This is a genomic window from Pantoea sp. X-Soil-OKNW-556 (genome assembly GCF_059730695.1).
In genome coordinates this window covers 1457039-1473707 of record NZ_AP035990.1, presented here as the reverse complement: position 1 = coordinate 1473707, position 16669 = coordinate 1457039, and the positions used below count along the sequence as shown (strand labels likewise).

Here is a 16669-nt window from a genome sequence, read left to right as displayed (position 1 = left end):
TGAGCACGGCGTCGCCCCACCCCTTCAGCGTTTAGTCAGTAACGTCAGCACTTCGAAATGGGCGGTGTGGGGAAACATATCGAACAGCTGCACGCGGCTGACGCTATAGGCACTCAGACGCGCGATATCCTGCGCCATGCTATGCGGATTGCAGCTGGAATAGAGAATGTATTCCGGTGCCATCTGGCTAAGGTAGGCGCATAACTCAGCCCCAATGCCACGGCGTGGCGGATTGACCAGCACCAACTCCGGTACCTGATCCCGCGAGGTGGCGAACTGGGTGGAATCCAGCGCGGCAAAACTGACCTTCTCCAGTCCCAGTTGCTGAGCTGACTGCCGAGCACAGGCGATAGCTTCCGCGTTGATCTCAATCCCGGTTAACTGCATCTCTGCGCTGGCACAGTGCAGACCAAAACCGCCTACGCCACAAAACAGATCCCACATGCTGCTCACCGCCAACTGCGCCACCCAGTCGCGTGCGGTAGCATACAAACTGGCTGCCACCCGTGGGTTGGTCTGGAAGAAACTTTGTGGGCGAATATACAGCGGTACGTGATTAAACGTCTCAGCCAGCGCCTGATCAGGCGTCAGCGCAATCTCTTCCTCGCCTTCGAGGATCGCCATATGCACCGGCTGAATATTGGCAGAGATCACCGTCAGCTGTGGCAGTTGCTGTTGCAGCCACGGCAGCGCGGCGCGTAACTGTTCCAGTTTGCTGGTAGAACGCAGCACGAAACGCAGCATCATGCCGCCCTGGGTGCTCTCCGTCAGCAACAGGAACTTCAACTCACCACGTTTGCGCGCCACGTTATACGGTGTTAAACCGGCGCGGGCGATAAAGGGTTTGAGTACGGCAAACACCGGAGCAAAACTGGCGGGATAGAGTGGGCAGGCACACAGATCAACCGGCTCGCCATCACGCGACATCATGCCAAACACCGGACGCTCGACACTGCCGCTCACCACCATCTTGGCTTTATTACGAAACCCCTGTTCAACCGAAGTGACCGGCGCGCGCCACTCCCCTACCGCCTGCTGCGCCAGCAGTTGCTCCAGCAGCGACTGTTTCTCAGAAATCTGCTGCGGGTAAGGTTTTTCCAGCCACTGGCAGGAACGGCAGCGGTCGGCATCATAAAGCGCGCAATGCATGGTGGGGCCTGTATTCTGAATCGGGAGAAAAAACGGGGGGCGATTGTATCACCGACGCCGGAAAAAAGCGCGGCTGCTGGCCGGGACAAACAACAGCAGCAGAACCATCACATCCGGCAGTTTCTGCGACAGGGTATGGTGAATGATCTGCGCGTTAGTTTCGCCATCAATACTGAAGATCTCCGGATAAATCCAGCCCATCGACGCCATCAGCATATATCCCAGCACGATAATCTGGGTCGCCACATAACCCCAGCGCCCTCGGTTACTGCCGCGCATCAGGGTGAAAGCACAGCGCAGCTCAAACAAAAAGATCAGCTGGCTGGCAATGAAAATGACGGTGGAATCCCAGGCCTGAGCGCTACGGTGGACAAAATTGACTAACTCTTCGTAACCCAGTTCATTCGCCAGCATCACCACGCTGATGCAGCGTGTCGCAATAATGGCGATACCGGCAACCAACACCGGCGCAGGCGTGAACAAAGGCACTTTTTTCAGGGTTTCCGACATCGACCAGGCTCCATAACAAAAGGCTGGCTGCGCCATCATGCTGATCAGGTTTGCACGAATCAGTAGCGGCGCGATTTATCGCGCTGTCGCAGGTGTAAAACCCCGCGCGATAAATCGCGCCGCTATGAGATGTATCCTACCTGAGCAGCATTACGTCAGCTCCAGCCTCTCCTATAGTGGCAAATGTTACGGATTTCAGCCACGTCTTGCTTTCTGAATATCGCGCAAACGTTGCTTTTCTTCGTGTGCCATAAAGCGCCAGGCGATAAAACCGACCAGACCGACGACAAACAGAATCAGCGATGCCAGGGCGTTGATCTCCGGGTTCACGCCACGACGCACGGTGGCAAAGATCGCCATCGGCAAGGTGGTCGCACCCGGACCGGTCACAAAACTGGCAATCACCAGGTCATCGAGCGACAGGGTAAACGCCAGCAGCCAGCCCGTAATGATGGCCGGGGCGATCATGGGTACGGTAATCACGAAGAACACCTTAAGGGGCGTTGCGCCGAGATCCATTGCCGCTTCTTCAATCGAACGGTCCAACTCACGCAGGCGCGAGTTGATTACCACCGCCACATAAGCGGTACAGAAGGTGACGTGTGCCAACCAGATAGTCAGCATGCCACGATCGCTCGGCCAGCCAAGGGTATTGCCCATCGCCACAAACAGCAGCAACAGCGACAACCCGGTGATCACGTCCGGCATCACCAGCGGCGCGGTAAGCATAAACGCAAAGCCGTTGTGCCCTTTAAAACGGCCAAAACGCACGATAATCACCGCTGCGATAGTGCCCAACACCACCGCCATACTGGCAGACATCGCGGCGATGCTCAGGCTGAGCAGCACCGCATCGATCATCGCATCGTCCTGGAACAGCACATGGTACCAGTGGAACGAGAAGCTCTCCCACACCGTTACCAGTTGTGAACTGTTAAACGAATAGGCCACCAGCAGCAGCATCGGTGCATACAGGAACAGAAAGCCGAGCACCAGAATCGCGGTACGCCAGGGGGAGCGGATAGCCGGTAACTGATTCATCCCTTCTCTCCCATTTCACGGTTTTGATGTTTGTGGAACCAGACAATCGGCAGGATCAGAATCAACAGAATGATCACCGCCAGCGCTGACGCCACCGGCCAGTCACGGTTGTTGAAGAACTCCTGCCACAGGATACGTCCAATCATGATGCTGTCCGGGCCGCCCAACAATTCAGGGATGACGTACTCACCCACCGCCGGGATAAACACCAGCATCGAACCGGCGATAATCCCGCCTTTGGTCAGCGGCACAATGACACTGAAAAAGGTCTTCAACGGACGCGCACCCAGATCCAGTGAGGCTTCCACCAGCGAATAATCAATACGCGTCAGCGCGGTATAAATGGGCAGCACCATAAACGGCAGATAGCAGTAGACAATACCGATATACACTGCGGTGTTGGTGTAGAGGATCACCAGCGGATGATCGATAACGCCCAGCCACATCAGGAAACGGTTGAGGATACCGTTATTGTTCAGCAGCCCCATCCAGGCATACACACGTACCAGGAACGACGTCCATGACGGCAGGATCACCAGCAACAGCAGGATGGTACGCATGGAAGGCTTACTGTGCGCCACCGCCCACGCCAGTGGATAACCAATCACCAGGCAGATAATGGTGGAGATAGCCGCCACTTTCAGCGATTGCAGATAGGCATCGGCGTATAACGGATCATCCGTCAGTTGCAGATAGTTACCGAGATTAAGCACCAGATTGAGCTGATCATCAGCCCAGGTGACCAAATCGGTATAAGGCGGGATCGCGCGCGCGATATCGGCAAAACTGATTTTCAGCACGATCAGGAACGGCAGCAGGAAAAACAGCACCAGCCACAGGTACGGCAGTGCGATCACCAGCTTACGGCCATGTTGCATTTTGATGCGCGTGGCCCAGCGCTGTAGCGGGGTGCCCGGCTGTTCAGCCTGCGTGGCACCGGGTTGAGAAATCTGGCTCATTCCGCCTCCTTAAACCGTCAAAACCACACAGCTGTCTGCATCCCAGCACAGGCGCACTTCATCGCCCCAGGTGGGCGCGCCTTTGCGGTAACGATGGGCGTTCTGCAACTGGGCGCTAATCATCTGACCGCTCTGTAAACGCACATGGTAGATCGACAAATCGCCAAGATAGGCGATGTGTACCACTTCCCCCACCGCGAAGTTACAACCATCGGCAGGCACTTCGTCGCACAGCATCACTTTTTCCGGGCGCAGCGCCACATGCACCGGAACGTTATCGACGATGGAGACATCCGTCTCCACTTTCAGCGGATGCACCAGACCCGGGCTTTCCAGCACCAGACCATCTTCACGGCGCTCACGCAGCAATCCTTCAAACACATTTACCGAGCCGATAAATTCGGCGCTGAAGCGGTTGGTTGGGTGTTCGTAAATCTCTTCTGGTTCACCGATCTGGGCGAATTTACCGCGGTTCATAATGGCGATACGTCCCGCCATGGTCATCGCTTCTTCCTGGTCGTGGGTCACCATGACGCAGGTCACGCCGACGCGCTCCAGAATATCCACCACTTCCAGTTGCATACGGTCGCGCAGCTTTTTATCCAGCGCCCCCATCGGTTCATCCAGCAGCAGCAGCTTCGGACGCTTAGCCAGACTACGTGCCAGCGCCACACGCTGACGTTGACCGCCAGAAAGTTGATGCGGTTTACGTTTGGCGTACTCCTGCATGTGCACCAGCGCCAGCATTTCTTCAACGCGGCTGGCGATTTCGCCTTTCGGCAGTTTGTCCTGCTTGAGGCCAAACGCGATATTTTGCTCCACCGTCATGTGCGGGAACAACGCATAGGACTGGAACATCATGTTGATCGGCCGCTGATACGGCGGCACATGGGAGAGATCCTGCCCATCCAGCACAATCTGACCGCTACTCGGCACCTCGAATCCTGCCAGCATACGCAGCAGGGTCGATTTGCCGCAGCCCGAAGGACCGAGCAGAGCAAAAATCTCACCTTTGTAAATGGTCAGGCTGACATCATCCACGGCGTGCTGGCCGTCAAAGGATTTGGTCAGGTTGCGGATTTCCAGCAGCGGCGTTAATGCCTTTGCGGTTTTGTTATGGGGGCGGGGAATCGCGTCGCTCACTAACTTATCTCCAACGCTTAGCGACTGTTAACATCAGCCGCTAAAAATGGCACAACAGAGGCCATCACCGCGCCTCTGTTGTCGTCCTAATACAAGTGAATCCGTTCAGAACGAATTACTTACCACTTTTAACTTTAGTCCATGCACGGGTACGTACACGATCCAGTTTCGGATCCTGGACTTTCAACACGAACAGCTTGGACATAATCTCGGCTGGCGGGAAGATGCCTGGGTTGTTACGTACATCGGCATTGATCAGCGGCAGTGACGCCTTGTTGCCGTTGGCATAGTTCATCTTGTTAGAGATGTCGGCGATCACTTTCGGATCCATGATGTAGTTCAGCCACTGGTAGGCTTCGTCGAGATTCTTGGCATCTTTCGGAATCGCCATCATGTCGAAGAACGCCAGTGCGCCCTGCTTCGGAACGCTGTAGGCCAGGTTCACGCCATTTTTCGCCTGAGCAGCACGGTCCTTCGCTTGCAGGATGTCACCCGACCAACCGATCGCCACACAAATGTTGCCGTTCGCCAGGTCGTTGATGTACTGCGACGAGTGGAAATAACGAATGCTCGGACGCAGTTTCAGCAGCAGATCGGTCGCTGCACCGGAGTAATCTTTCGGGTCAGAGCTGTTCGGATCTTTACCGAGGTAGTTCAGCACCGTGGCAAAAATCTCTTCCGGCGCATCGAGGAAGGAAACACCACAGCTTTTCAGTTTTTCCAGGTTTTCCGGTTTCAACACCAGATCCCAGCTATCAACCGGCGCGTCTTTACCCAGAATAGCTTTCACTTTATCGACGTTATAGCCGATACCGGTGGTGCCCCACAGGTAAGGAATCGCGTATTTGTTGCCTGGATCGTGCTGAGCCACTTTCGCCATCAGGTCCGGGTCGAGATTTTTGTAGTTCGGCAGTTTGCTCTTATCCAGCTCCTGGAACACACCAGATTGCAGCTGGCGCGCGAGGAAGCTCGACGACGGCACGACCACGTCGTAACCGGTGCTACCGGCCATCAGTTTGCCTTCCAGTACTTCGTTGGAATCAAACACGTCATAGACGACTTTAATGCCCGTCTCTTTTTCGAAATTCGGAACCGTGTCCGCCGAAATATAATCAGACCAGTTATAAACGTGCAGCGTTTTATCTGCGGCCAGTGAACCAGCTGACGCTGTCATCAGTACACCAGCAACCACACCTGACAACCATTTTTTACGTTGGTTGAACATGTTTTCCTTCCTCCTGAGCGGGTCATCACAACGCTGCATACACGCGATCCGGACGTTGCGTTTTCTGTTTATTTACAGGCACACAATGAATCAATATTCAGCGGGAGTTTAATAGTAAAAACCTATACCTGCGCTGAGGTTGCACGTCTCAAGCAGCCCCGCAAGAATAGCCGCCCCGCCTCACCTGTACCAGATCCCAGCGTAAAAAACGCCTTTTTGCGATAAGTTATGCATGTTTCTGCTATGGGGTTCGGCATGCGCGGCATAAAGCACGACAAATATCTGGCGATTTAGGGCAAAATGCAGAATAAAAAGTGGTGGGGATAAAATGAAAACTGCCGCAAAAAGCGGCAGTTAATCAGACAGGAAAATCAGTGCAGCATCGCACGGCCGAGTGAGCTGGGTTGTCGCTCCTCTTCCTCGCCCATCATCAGCAAATTATTGGCGAAGGCTTCCATAATCACCATAGAAACCTGCTCCTCGCTTTGCTTCATAAAGTGCGAGAACTGACCAAAGGTTAATCCGGCGGTGGTACTGAGCGACTGGCAGACAATCAGCTTCGGCAAGTTATCATCCTGAATGTCGATAAAGGCTTTCACCGTCAGGGAGCTGGCATTGATTTGCGACAGATCGCCCACTAGCGGAATCAACGCCGTCGGTTTGACTTCAGCCAGCGCTGAGAACAGGATTACACCATCCACAAGGTCGATTTTTGCATCAAACACCCCGTCAAAATTCTGCATATGCGGCAGATGCAAAGCCTGGCAGGCATCGCATTCGAACCAGGTGATATTTTGTTGATCCAGCCAGCGACGCAGCACGTCGATGTCAGGAACGACCAGTGAATCCATCGTCATGTCCCGTGGGGTGAAGAAATAAGCGCCTTAGCTTACGGAAAAAATGAAATCGATGCCACGAAAAACGCTGAAAAGCGCGTCTCAGCCACCAGTTTTAAGACGGAAACCGGGCAGCGCGTGCTGTTCAATCCAGTCTATCATCATGGCAGCGATGTTCATCCCGGTGGTGCATTCAATGCCCTCAAGACCAGGAGACGCATTCACCTCCATCACCAGTGGCCCTCGGTTGGCACGTAAAATGTCAACACCGGCCACTTCCAGTCCCAGGGTACTGGCCGCTTTGACCGCAATCTCACGTTCCTGATCGGTGATGCGCACCGGGTAAGCCTTGCCGCCGCGATGCAGATTGGAACGAAAATCGCCCTCTTTGGCGGCGCGTTCAATCGCCGCGACCACCTCATCGCCAATCACCAGGCAGCGAATATCCCGCCCCTGCGCTTCTTTGATGAACTCCTGCACCAGAATATGCGCGTTAAGACCACGAAACGCATCGATCACGCTCTCCGCCGCCTGACGGGTTTCCGCCAGCACCACGCCAATGCCCTGCGTCCCTTCCACCAGCTTCACCACCAAAGGCGCGCCGCCCACCATGGTGATCAGATCATCGGTATCATCCGGTGACGAAGCAAAGCCAGTGACCGGCATATCGATCCCTTCGCGCGCCAGCAGTTGCAGCGAGCGCAGTTTGTCACGCGCCCGGGTAATCGCCACCGACTCATTCAATGGATAGCTGCCGCACAACTCAAACTGGCGCAGCACCGCCGTGCCGTAAAAGGTAATGGCGGATCCGATGCGCGGGATCACCGCATCAAAATGCCCGAGCGGTTCACCGCGATAATGCACCGCAGGCGACGCCGGGTTGATATTCATATAACAGGAAAGCGGATCGATAATTTGCACCTGATGACCACGCGCTTCCGCTGCTTCACGCAGACGCTTACACGAATAGAGCTGTCCATCACGGGAGAGAATGGCCATTTTCATCGCAGAATTCCTTGTGCTTAACGGGTTGCCCAGCCCTGCTGGTGCAGGTAATCCAGCATAAACGGACGCGTTTCTTTTATGATCAGGCGTTGAATCAGCTCGCTCCAGGTTTCCGCGCGTTGATTGCTGTCACGCTGTTGATAATAGATGCTGGTACGGCTGTCGTATTCCGCCAGCACCGCCGCATCGAAAGGTTGATAGGTGTTTTCATGCACCAGCATCGCCTGCGGGATACGGGGTTTGATATCCGGCACCGCGGCAGGATGGCCGATGCAGAAACCAAATAATGGCAGCACAAACTTGGGCAGGCCGAGCAGCGTGGTGACATCCGCGATGTTGTTGCGGATACCGCCGATAAATACACCACCCAGACCGAGCGATTCCGCTGCTATCATCGCATTCTGCGCCATCAGCGCGGTATCCACGCAACCCAGCAATAACTGCTCGGCGCGCCCCAGTTGCGCTTCGGGGCAAATTTGCAGATGACGATTAAAATCGGCGCAGAACACCCAAAACTCCGCAGCGGCACTCACCCACGGCTGCCCGCCAGTCAGTGTCACCAGTTGCTCACGCTTCTGCCGATCGGTGATACGAATAATCGAGGAACACTGCAAAAAACTGGAGGTTGAAGCCGCTTGTGCCGCTGCAATAATGGCGTCGCGCTGCGCCTGATCAATATCCTGATCGGTAAAAGCACGAATGGAACGGTGGCTGCACAGTAAATCAATGGTCGGCGTCATAATCCTCTCCGGTTACTTCTTTTTGTCATGTTGATTGAACAACTGGGGGGCCATCGCTTTGGCGGTACGCCACATCATCAACCAGGCGGCAGGCAGCATCAGCACGATGCCGACAATGAACAACACCGTCGCCAGCGTCTTTTCACTGATAGCGGCAGGCGCCGCGATCCAGTCATTAATTAACGCCAGTGCGCCAATCACGGCGATCACGCCGATGGCTTCCAGTAACAGCACCGGCTTTGGTAATCGGGCCAGGTTGCTCATGAGATGACTCTCCCACAGTTCAATCCGTTAAGCCGTCTGTTATAGCGGACCCTTACGCAATTGCATAGATGGCGGGCATCAGAGTAACAGGCATTTTCTTCTTTCTTTAAGCGGGATGGACGGGCATCATGTCTGCCATTATTCACGCTGTGATGTGACTTTCATCACAAAACAGCAGCGGAAGGAGAGAAGCAATGTTTGCAGTGATTTTTGGTCGTCCCGGCTGTCCTTACTGCGTACGCGCCCAGGAACTGGCCGCCAAACTGACCACCGAACGTGACGATTTTAATTATCAGTACGTCGACATTCAGGTGGAAGGCATCACCAAAGCCGATCTGGAAGCCCGTGCGGGTAAACCGGTCACTACGGTGCCGCAGATTTTCCTCGACCAGCAGCATATCGGTGGCTATACCGATTTCGCCGCATGGACGAAAGAGAATCTGGATTTCGCGGTATAACAGATCGTAGCGGTGCGATTTATCGCGCGGGTTTTGCCAGCAGAAAACCGCGCGATAAATCGCGCCGCTACACCTGCCTCATGAACGCATCGCCAGCATGATGCGCAGCAAACGTACCAATAGCGCGCCACAGCCCGCCCAAAACAGCGCACTCAATCCCCAGATGACCATCCAGCCGCTATGGCTCAGATTCAGCACCAGCAACACCCACAGCGTACCCAGCACCGTCCCCGCCAGTGCCACCCACAGCGTACTTTTTAACGGACTTTCCGGCTGCATCAGCGCCACCACAATGCCCGGCAGCAGAAACAGCAGCAACTCTGGCTGACCACCTATCGACCTTTCACCCGGTGAGACCCAAAAATGATGGGCAAAAATAAACACCAGCGTATATAGCGTTACGCCCAGCACCGATGCAGGCCAGCGATTATTACGCTGCAACATAACCAACCTCAACTTCAGTGTTAACAATATTGAAACTTTTAACTGCCCTGGCACACGAGTGGAAATAAAAAGAAACAGCTGAATGCGGAAGGAATGAAAACTGCCGATAGCTGAGGGTGTTAATTATGATTAGAATGACGCCGCTTCAAAATTCGGTCCCTGCCCTCCCGGCAAAACGGGCACCTGCGGTCGCCACAAGATAGCGAAAAACGACCTTTTCATCAACATGTTACAGGTAAATAAGAAGTTAAAGCGTGAATATTAACGTCGCAGATTTGTTAAGCGGAAATGACGTCCTGTTATTATTTGTGGTTTTAGCCCTCGGCCTCTGTCTGGGTAAATTACGCCTTGGCTCTGTCCAGCTCGGAAATTCTATTGGCGTATTAGTAGTATCGCTTATTTTAGGTGAACAACATTTCGCCATAAATACCGCTGCATTGAGCCTCGGATTTATGCTGTTTATTTTTTGTGTCGGCGTCGAAGCGGGACCCAACTTTTTTTCGATCTTTTTCCGTGACGGTAAAAACTATTTTATTCTCGCCATCGTGATGGTGGGCAGCGCCCTGCTGCTGGCGCTGCTGTTGGGTAAAGTGTTCGGCTGGGATATTGGCCTGACCGCTGGCATGCTGGCAGGCGCCATGACCTCCACACCGGTGCTGGTGGGTGCCGGGGACACGCTCCGGCATAGTATCAGTGACAATCAGCAACTGAACCTGATGCAGGATCATCTCAGCCTCGGCTATGCCATTACCTACCTGGTCGGTCTGGTCAGCCTGATCTTCGGCGCACGCTACCTGCCACGTCTGCAACATCAGGACCTGCCGACCTGCGCCCAGCAAATTGCCCGTGAGCGCGGTCTGGATGCTGACAGTCAGCGTAAAGTTTTCCTTCCGGTGATCCGCGCCTACCGCGTTGGGCCAGAGTTGGTGGCATGGAGTGGCGGCAAAAATCTGCGTGAACTGGGCATTCATCGTCAGACCGGCTGTTATATCGAGCGTCTGCGCCGCAACGGTATCCTTGCCAGCCCGGATGGGGATGCTCAGTTGCAACTTGGCGATGAGATTTCGCTGGTGGGTTATCCCGATGCCCATGCCCGTCTCGATCCCAGCTTCCGTAACGGCAAAGAAGTGTTCGACCGTGACCTGCTGGATATGCGCATCGTGACCGAAGAGATTGTGGTGAAGAACCATAATGCGGTGAATAAACGTCTCAATCATCTGAAGCTGACCGATCATGGCTGTTTCCTCAACCGCGTTATCCGCAGCCAGATTGAAATGCCGATCGATGACAGCATCATGCTGAACAAAGGTGATGTGTTGCAGGTCAGCGGTGAGGCTAAGCGCGTGAAAAGTCTTGCCGATCGCATCGGCTTTATCGCCATCCATAGTCAGATGACCGATCTGCTGGCATTTTGCGCCTTCTTTATTATTGGTTTGATGATCGGCATGATCACTTTCCAGTTCAGCAATTTCAGTTTTGGTATCGGTAACGCGGCCGGGCTCCTGTTTTCCGGAATCATGTTGGGCTTTCTGCGTGCCAACCATCCGACCTTTGGTTACATCCCTCAGGGCGCGTTGACGATGGTAAAAGAGTTTGGCCTGATGGTGTTTATGGCGGGCGTTGGCCTTAGCGCAGGCAGCGGCCTGCAACACGGGCTGGGCAGTGAAGGTGCGCTGATGTTACTGAGTGGCCTGCTGGTCAGTCTGGTGCCGGTGGTGATTTGTTACCTGTTTGGTGCTTATGTACTGCGAATGAACCGCGCACTGCTGTTCGGGGCGATTATGGGGGCACGCACCTGCGCCCCGGCAATGGAGATTATCAGCGACACCGCACGCAGCAATATTCCGGCGCTGGGCTATGCCGGAACCTATGCGATTGCCAACGTGCTGCTGACGCTGGCCGGTACGCTAATCGTCATTATTTGGCCAATTTTGCCCTTATAAAAATTTTTCGACTGAGTCCAGAACTTTTTTTCCGGGGTGCAGTCTGAATTAATGCCACTGCTTTTCTTTGAAATCCCCAAGTTGAGGAGCCCGCCAGTCACTGACTGACGGGTTTTTTTATGCCCGTCGTAAGTGGCTTAAGGTTCTCTTAAGCGCGAATTGCGACCCTGTGCACCTGGTTTCACTATCCGCAAACATTCATGTCGCTGTCATCAAAACTAAACAATTCAACAACCCGTATCAGGATTCAGAACCCGGCTATTTACCCGCTGTCACGTCGCTTTTACGCTATCAACTTTATTTTGCTGGCATTTTTAGCATCGGTTTTCCTGCTGTGGTCACGCCATGAAAGCCTTGATATCGCCATCAGTCAGTTTTGGTTTGATCCGCTAACCCAGCGTTTCCCGTGGCAACACAACCGCTGGCTGGATCTGATCAACCATCGCTTGCTGAAGGATGCAATCATCATTGGCGGTGTCGTGATGCTGTTGCGTGGCATTCAGATACGTGATGGCAGGCGGGTTCTGGTCGCGTTGCTGCTGGGCTTGGGACCCTTGGTGATCGGCATTCTGAAGGCACACAGCGCGCACTCCTGTCCCTGGGATCTGGCGATGTTCGGTGGTAAAGCCGCGAACTTTACCCTGCTGAGCGCAGTGCCTGAGAACAGCGGTCCCGGTCAATGCTTCCCGGGTGGTCATGCGTCGAGCGGGTTTGCGGTAATGGGGTTATTTTTCCTGTGGTGGCCAGAGAAGCCACGCCGTGCCCTGCTGGCGTTGCTGGCCGGTATTGCCCTCGGATTATTGATGGGATACGGCCAGGTAATGCGTGGCGCGCACTTCTTCTCCCACAATCTGTGGGCGGGATGGTGGGTATGGCTGACCCAGATGCTGATTTTTGCTGGCGTTTCTTTTTGGGTAAACAAGACGAGGAACAGAAGAGCGTAATGGAAGAGATCAACCGCACGCTGTTTTTATGGATTAACGCCACGCCGAATTCACCGGAATGGTTACTGAGCCTGGCCACTTTTATCGCACGCGACTTGATCGCCATTGTCCCGCTGCTGATCGTGATGCTGTGGCTATGGGGACCGCGTGAACAGGTGGCCTCACAGCGCACCCTGGTATTAAAAACCGGTATGGCGCTGATTTATGCCCTGAGTATCTCCTGGTGCATCAGTCAGTTGTTGCCGCATCCCCGCCCGTTTGTGATCGGACTGGGCCATCAGTTCCTGTCGCATGCCGCCGATGACTCCTACCCCAGCGATCATGGCACCACCATTTTCACTTTCTCGCTGGCGTTCATTTGCTGGCACCGTTTATGGTCGGGTGTGATTTTGTTGCTCACCGGCATCGCCATCGCGTGGTCACGCGTTTATCTTGGCGTGCACTGGCCGTTGGATATGCTGGGAGGATTTCTGGTGGGGATGCTCGGCTGCCTGGCCTCAAATCTCGCATGGCAACTCTACGGTTCACGCATGTTAGCGCTGACACATCAGATCTACCGCGCGCTGTTCGCACTGCCGATTCGTAAGGGATGGGTTCGCGGGTAAAAGGATTCCGTAACGGCGCGATTTGTCGCGCCATTACGGATGACGGTTAGTTAAACCACTTACCAAACAGGCTATCGAATTTCATCACAATGAAATCCCAGATACGGCCGATAAAGCCCCCTTCCTGCACATCTTCCATCACCACCAACGGACGTTGATCAACCGTTTTGCCATCCAGCTGAAAATCGATGGTACCCACCACCTGATTTTTCTTCAGCGGCGCTTCCAGCTGCGGTGACGTCAGGGTGTAACTGGCTTTGAGGTTATTCATCTGCCCTTTTGGCACGGTGATAGAGGCATCTTTCTCCACACCCAGGTTGACCTCTTGGCGATCACCAAACCAGACACGCTGTTGAGCAAAAGGTTTATCCGCTTTAATCGGGGTCACGGTGTCATAAAAACGGAAACCCCAGGTGAGAAGTTTTTCGCTCTCACGGAAGCGAACGGCATCGGTTTCAGCACCCAGCACCACGGAAATCAGGCGCATGTCACCGTCAGTCGCCGATGAAACCAGATTGTTGCCCGCGCCCGAAGTATGGCCGGTTTTGATACCGTCAACCTTGAGGTTGCTGCTCCACAGCAGACGGTTACGGTTCATCTGCTTAATGTTGTTAAAGGTAAACTCTTTCTCTTTATTCAGCGCATACTCTTCCGGTACATCACGGATCAACCGCTGACCGATAATCGCCATATCGCGCGCAGTGCTGTACTGCCCATCCGCATCGAGGCCGTGCACCGTCATAAAATGGGTGTTTTGCAGGCCGAAGGATTTCGCGTAGTTGTTCATCAGGCCAATAAACGAATCCTGGCTCCCCGCGACGTAGTCGGCCATCGCGATACAGGCATCGTTACCAGACTGGATGACAATCCCCTTGTTCAGCTCAGAAACCGGGATGCGGTCACCGGGTTTAAGGAACATCAGCGACGATCCTTTCAGCTTCGGGTTACCCGTAGCCCAGGCATCCTGACCGATTGTCACCATGTCGTCTTCATGAATTTTGCCTGACTTCAGCGCCTGACCGACCACATAACTGGTCATCATTTTGGTCAGGCTGGCGGGGTCCAGACGCTGATCGGCGTTAGACTCGGTAAGCACCTTACCGCTGTTGTAATCCATCAAAATCCAGGCTTTGGCTTCAATTTGTGGCGCGGCAGGGGCCTCTTCAGCCAGGGCGGAAACCGGAAGAAGCACGAACAGAAGGGAGGAGGCAGCAAAAGGCCGCCAGGTAGAAGCATTAAGTAATTTTTTCATGTGTATGACCAGATAATTGTCCTTGTTAAATCGTGGCTCATTCCTGCAAGACGCACGTTGCCTAAAAAACTACCGGTTTGCGCTGCGGAAAAAAACCGTCTGTCGGTAAAGTTTTATAGAAATTATTACAGTAACCCTGGCACCATCACCGTTGCGCTGCCACCTTTGTTCTGTCGCCATCTGTGAAAAATTGCGAGAAATTCCGATTTTTCGCAGATCAGTTAAGCCAGTCACAAATTTCCGCTAACCTGATTTCAGTCAGCCTGAGGAGAATCATGATGGACTTAGCCGTGTTCGATCTCGACGAAACCCTGATTTGTGAAGACAGCACCAGCCTGTGGCTACGCTGGTTGGTTTCACAGGGTTTTGCCCCCGCCGAACTGATTAGCGCCGAACAGTCGCTAATGACCCAATATCACGCAGGAACGCTCTCAATTGAAGAATATATGAACACCACCCTCGCCCCGCTGGCCGGAATGGCAACCATGACGGTATCTGGCTGGGTGCGGCGTTTTATCCACCGCGATATCCTGCCGCGTGTCTTTCCCGCCGCACGCGAACGCATCAACTGGCATCAACAACGTGGCGACACCGTAATGATTATCACCGCCAGCGGTGAACACCTGGCTGTACCGATTGCCGAGCGCCTTGGCGTGCATGGTGCGCTGGCCATTGGTGTGGAGATTGTCGATGACCGCTACAGCGGCCTGACCTACGGCACCATGACCTACAAAGAGGGCAAAGTGGCGCGATTGAGCGACTGGAAAGCGTTGCAACAGGAGAGACGTTTTGAGCGCACCTGGGCCTACAGTGACTCGATGAACGACCTGCCGTTGTTGGCCCACGCCGATCATGCCTGGGTCATTAACCCGGATCAGCTGCTGCATCAGGAAGCGCAGCAGCGTGGCTGGGAAGTGTGTAACTGGGTACGCTAACTACCCGCGTGGGGCACTGGCGTTCGCGGCCAGCCCCACTTTCAATAATTTACCGTTACGCTCGTCGGTCAGCACATACAGGAAACCGTCCGGCCCCTGACGAACATCGCGAATACGTTCTCCCCGTTCCGTCAACAGGCGCTGCTCCTCTACCACCTTCTCGCCATTGACCATCAGGCGAATCAGACTTTTTTCCTTCAGCGCGCCGATAAACAACGAGTTTTTCCACTGCGGGAAACGCGCGCTGTTATAAAACGCCATCCCGCTGATGGCCGGGGAAACCTTCCAGTAAAATACCGGCTGCTCCGTGCCCGCAACTTCGCCGCCCCTGGATTCCGGCACTTTCTGCCCGCTGTAATCAATGCCCCAGGTCGCCAACGGCCAGCCATAATTTTTGCCTTTTTCCGGGATATTGACTTCATCGCCTCCGCGAGGTCCGTGCTCACTTTCCCACATCTGCTGCGTCCACGGATTCAACGCCAGCCCCTGTGGATTACGCATGCCATATGACCAGATTTCACCACGCGCCCCCTGATGATGCACAAAGGGGTTGTCTGCCGGGATCTTACCGTCAGCCGTCAGGCGCACGATCTTGCCGGAGAGCTTGTCCAGATCCTGTGCGCTGCTGCTGGCAAAATTGTCACCGAAGGCAATCCATAAAAATCCTGCCTGGTCGAACGCCAGCCGTGTGCCCAAATTGGCCCCGCTGGAGAGTTTTGGCGTTTGCTCCAGCACCACCCGGAAGTCGTTCAACTGACGATTGTCATCACTCAGGCGACCATAGCCGACTACGCCACCCGCACGCCCCGCCGCGTCAGCCGTGGTATAGCTGAGCCATACACGACGGCTTTGTGCGAAATCCGGTGCCAGCACCACATCCAGCAACCCACCCTGCCGTTGCACCCACACTTTTGGCACGCCGCTAATTGGCGCGGATAAGCCTTTGTCAGGCTGCCAACTGCGTAACTGACCCGAACGTTCAGTGATAAGCAAGGTGTGATTGTCGGGCAGAAATGCCACCGACCAGGGGTGATCCAGATGGTCCTGTAAAACCTGAACCTGAACATCCGCTGCCAGCGCTGGCAGGGAACCACTCAACACGCTGCCAAACAGCAACGCTGCACGCATCAATCGCATGGGTGTCTCCTTTTTAACCGTCTGACGTTAAGGGTAGTCAGCCGGTAAAAAAGGATGTGCAGGATTTACAAAACATTAA

The 16669-nt window shown here is 54.3% G+C and carries 18 protein-coding genes; 5 read left to right on the top strand and 13 right to left on the bottom strand.

Annotated features, from left to right (window positions below; all coding sequences use genetic code 11):
- Window positions 1-24: 24 nt before the first annotated feature.
- The 10 genes from rlmC to AC6I8T_RS06700 all read right to left on the bottom strand — a co-directional run bounded on the left by rlmC (window position 25) and on the right by AC6I8T_RS06700 (window position 8872).
- A complete protein-coding gene (rlmC, locus tag AC6I8T_RS06745) occupies window positions 25-1149 on the bottom strand; it encodes a 23S rRNA (uracil(747)-C(5))-methyltransferase RlmC (protein ID WP_208725109.1) in 1125 nt (374 codons plus the stop codon).
- A gap of 48 nt (window positions 1150-1197) precedes the next feature.
- Complete coding sequence (locus tag AC6I8T_RS06740) at window positions 1198-1659, bottom strand: YbjO family protein (RefSeq protein WP_036624572.1); 462 nt, start codon at window positions 1657-1659, stop codon at window positions 1198-1200.
- Window positions 1660-1854: 195 nt separating this feature from the next.
- Window positions 1855-2700 carry a putrescine ABC transporter permease PotI gene (potI, locus tag AC6I8T_RS06735; RefSeq protein ID WP_021182572.1) on the bottom strand — a complete coding sequence of 282 codons (846 nt, stop codon included), beginning with the start codon at window positions 2698-2700 and terminating at the stop codon, window positions 1855-1857.
- Window positions 2697-3659 (bottom strand): putrescine ABC transporter permease PotH, encoded by a 963-nt coding sequence (potH, locus tag AC6I8T_RS06730; protein ID WP_021182571.1) that lies wholly within the window; start codon window positions 3657-3659, stop codon window positions 2697-2699. Before potH ends, potI begins: the two co-directional genes overlap by 4 nt.
- A 9-nt stretch (window positions 3660-3668) precedes the next feature.
- Entirely contained in the window at window positions 3669-4802 is a 1134-nt protein-coding gene (potG, locus tag AC6I8T_RS06725; protein ID WP_021182570.1) for a putrescine ABC transporter ATP-binding subunit PotG, read from the bottom strand.
- Between the two features lie 115 nt (window positions 4803-4917).
- A complete protein-coding gene (gene potF / locus AC6I8T_RS06720) occupies window positions 4918-6027 on the bottom strand; it encodes a spermidine/putrescine ABC transporter substrate-binding protein PotF (protein WP_021182569.1) in 1110 nt (369 codons plus the stop codon).
- 371 nt (window positions 6028-6398) lie between these two features.
- Complete coding sequence (locus tag AC6I8T_RS06715; RefSeq protein WP_013508474.1) at window positions 6399-6878, bottom strand: YbjN domain-containing protein; 480 nt, start codon at window positions 6876-6878, stop codon at window positions 6399-6401.
- An 87-nt stretch (window positions 6879-6965) separates the two neighbouring features.
- Window positions 6966-7868 carry a 30S ribosomal protein S6--L-glutamate ligase gene (rimK, locus tag AC6I8T_RS06710; RefSeq protein WP_021182568.1) on the bottom strand — a complete coding sequence of 301 codons (903 nt, stop codon included), beginning with the start codon at window positions 7866-7868 and terminating at the stop codon, window positions 6966-6968.
- A 17-nt stretch (window positions 7869-7885) separates the two neighbouring features.
- Complete coding sequence (nfsA, locus tag AC6I8T_RS06705; RefSeq protein WP_021182567.1) at window positions 7886-8608, bottom strand: oxygen-insensitive NADPH nitroreductase; 723 nt, start codon at window positions 8606-8608, stop codon at window positions 7886-7888.
- 12 nt (window positions 8609-8620) lie between these two features.
- A complete protein-coding gene (locus tag AC6I8T_RS06700; RefSeq protein ID WP_021182566.1) occupies window positions 8621-8872 on the bottom strand; it encodes a DUF1418 family protein in 252 nt (83 codons plus the stop codon).
- Window positions 8873-9066: 194 nt separating this feature from the next.
- Here AC6I8T_RS06700 and AC6I8T_RS06695 point away from each other — a divergent pair, with 194 nt between their 5' ends.
- On the top strand, window positions 9067-9330 hold the full coding sequence (locus AC6I8T_RS06695) for a GrxA family glutaredoxin (protein WP_013508468.1): 264 nt from the start codon (window positions 9067-9069) through the stop codon (window positions 9328-9330).
- Window positions 9331-9408: 78 nt separating this feature from the next.
- Here AC6I8T_RS06695 and ybjM read toward each other — a convergent pair whose 3' ends face one another.
- The gene (gene ybjM, locus AC6I8T_RS06690) at window positions 9409-9774 is read right to left on the bottom strand and encodes an inner membrane protein YbjM (protein ID WP_021182563.1); all 366 of its coding nucleotides are present in this window, start codon (window positions 9772-9774) and stop codon (window positions 9409-9411) included.
- A 254-nt stretch (window positions 9775-10028) separates the two neighbouring features.
- On the opposite strand from ybjM, the gene AC6I8T_RS06685 reads away from it, so the two are divergent.
- From AC6I8T_RS06685 to ybjG, 3 genes are all read left to right on the top strand, one after another.
- Window positions 10029-11717, top strand: a complete 1689-nt coding sequence (locus AC6I8T_RS06685) for an aspartate:alanine antiporter (protein WP_036624566.1) — start codon at window positions 10029-10031, stop codon at window positions 11715-11717.
- Between the two features lie 200 nt (window positions 11718-11917).
- Window positions 11918-12661: a phosphatase PAP2 family protein gene (locus AC6I8T_RS06680; RefSeq protein WP_244634024.1), complete on the top strand. Its 744-nt coding sequence runs from the start codon at window positions 11918-11920 to the stop codon at window positions 12659-12661.
- A complete protein-coding gene (gene ybjG, locus AC6I8T_RS06675; RefSeq protein ID WP_497833619.1) occupies window positions 12661-13266 on the top strand; it encodes an undecaprenyl-diphosphate phosphatase in 606 nt (201 codons plus the stop codon). The genes AC6I8T_RS06680 and ybjG overlap by 1 nt, the downstream gene beginning before the upstream one ends.
- Window positions 13267-13312: 46 nt before the next feature.
- On the opposite strand, the gene AC6I8T_RS06670 is transcribed toward ybjG, so the two are convergent.
- Window positions 13313-14518, bottom strand: coding sequence for a serine hydrolase (locus AC6I8T_RS06670; RefSeq protein ID WP_021182559.1), 1206 nt, complete (start codon window positions 14516-14518; stop codon window positions 13313-13315).
- 278 nt (window positions 14519-14796) lie between these two features.
- Here AC6I8T_RS06670 and AC6I8T_RS06665 point away from each other — a divergent pair, with 278 nt between their 5' ends.
- The gene (locus tag AC6I8T_RS06665) at window positions 14797-15453 is read left to right on the top strand and encodes an HAD family hydrolase (RefSeq protein WP_208725504.1); all 657 of its coding nucleotides are present in this window, start codon (window positions 14797-14799) and stop codon (window positions 15451-15453) included.
- On the opposite strand, the gene AC6I8T_RS06660 is transcribed toward AC6I8T_RS06665, so the two are convergent.
- Window positions 15454-16590, bottom strand: coding sequence for a PQQ-dependent sugar dehydrogenase (locus AC6I8T_RS06660; protein ID WP_208725108.1), 1137 nt, complete (start codon window positions 16588-16590; stop codon window positions 15454-15456). It abuts the gene before it with no gap.
- Between the last annotated feature and the right edge of the window lie 79 nt (window positions 16591-16669).

Bases quoted from the DNA above. Each gene is read 5' to 3' on its own strand.
- AC6I8T_RS06660 (WP_208725108.1), bottom strand. From the start codon at position 16,590: ATGCGATTGATGCGTGCAGCGTTGCTGTTTGGCAGCGTGTTGAGTGGT.
- AC6I8T_RS06695 (WP_013508468.1), top strand. From the start codon at position 9,067: ATGTTTGCAGTGATTTTTGGTCGTCCCGGCTGTCCTTACTGCGTACGC.
- AC6I8T_RS06680 (WP_244634024.1), top strand. From the start codon at position 11,918: ATGTCGCTGTCATCAAAACTAAACAATTCAACAACCCGTATCAGGATT.
- ybjM (WP_021182563.1), bottom strand. From the start codon at position 9,774: ATGTTGCAGCGTAATAATCGCTGGCCTGCATCGGTGCTGGGCGTAACG.
- potH (WP_021182571.1), bottom strand. From the start codon at position 3,659: ATGAGCCAGATTTCTCAACCCGGTGCCACGCAGGCTGAACAGCCGGGC.
- rlmC (WP_208725109.1), bottom strand. From the start codon at position 1,149: ATGCATTGCGCGCTTTATGATGCCGACCGCTGCCGTTCCTGCCAGTGG.
- ybjG (WP_497833619.1), top strand. From the start codon at position 12,661: ATGGAAGAGATCAACCGCACGCTGTTTTTATGGATTAACGCCACGCCG.
- potI (WP_021182572.1), bottom strand. From the start codon at position 2,700: ATGAATCAGTTACCGGCTATCCGCTCCCCCTGGCGTACCGCGATTCTG.
- rimK (WP_021182568.1), bottom strand. From the start codon at position 7,868: ATGAAAATGGCCATTCTCTCCCGTGATGGACAGCTCTATTCGTGTAAG.
- nfsA (WP_021182567.1), bottom strand. From the start codon at position 8,608: ATGACGCCGACCATTGATTTACTGTGCAGCCACCGTTCCATTCGTGCT.
- AC6I8T_RS06670 (WP_021182559.1), bottom strand. From the start codon at position 14,518: ATGAAAAAATTACTTAATGCTTCTACCTGGCGGCCTTTTGCTGCCTCC.
- AC6I8T_RS06700 (WP_021182566.1), bottom strand. From the start codon at position 8,872: ATGAGCAACCTGGCCCGATTACCAAAGCCGGTGCTGTTACTGGAAGCC.
- AC6I8T_RS06665 (WP_208725504.1), top strand. From the start codon at position 14,797: ATGGACTTAGCCGTGTTCGATCTCGACGAAACCCTGATTTGTGAAGAC.
- AC6I8T_RS06740 (WP_036624572.1), bottom strand. From the start codon at position 1,659: ATGTCGGAAACCCTGAAAAAAGTGCCTTTGTTCACGCCTGCGCCGGTG.
- potF (WP_021182569.1), bottom strand. From the start codon at position 6,027: ATGTTCAACCAACGTAAAAAATGGTTGTCAGGTGTGGTTGCTGGTGTA.
- AC6I8T_RS06715 (WP_013508474.1), bottom strand. From the start codon at position 6,878: ATGGATTCACTGGTCGTTCCTGACATCGACGTGCTGCGTCGCTGGCTG.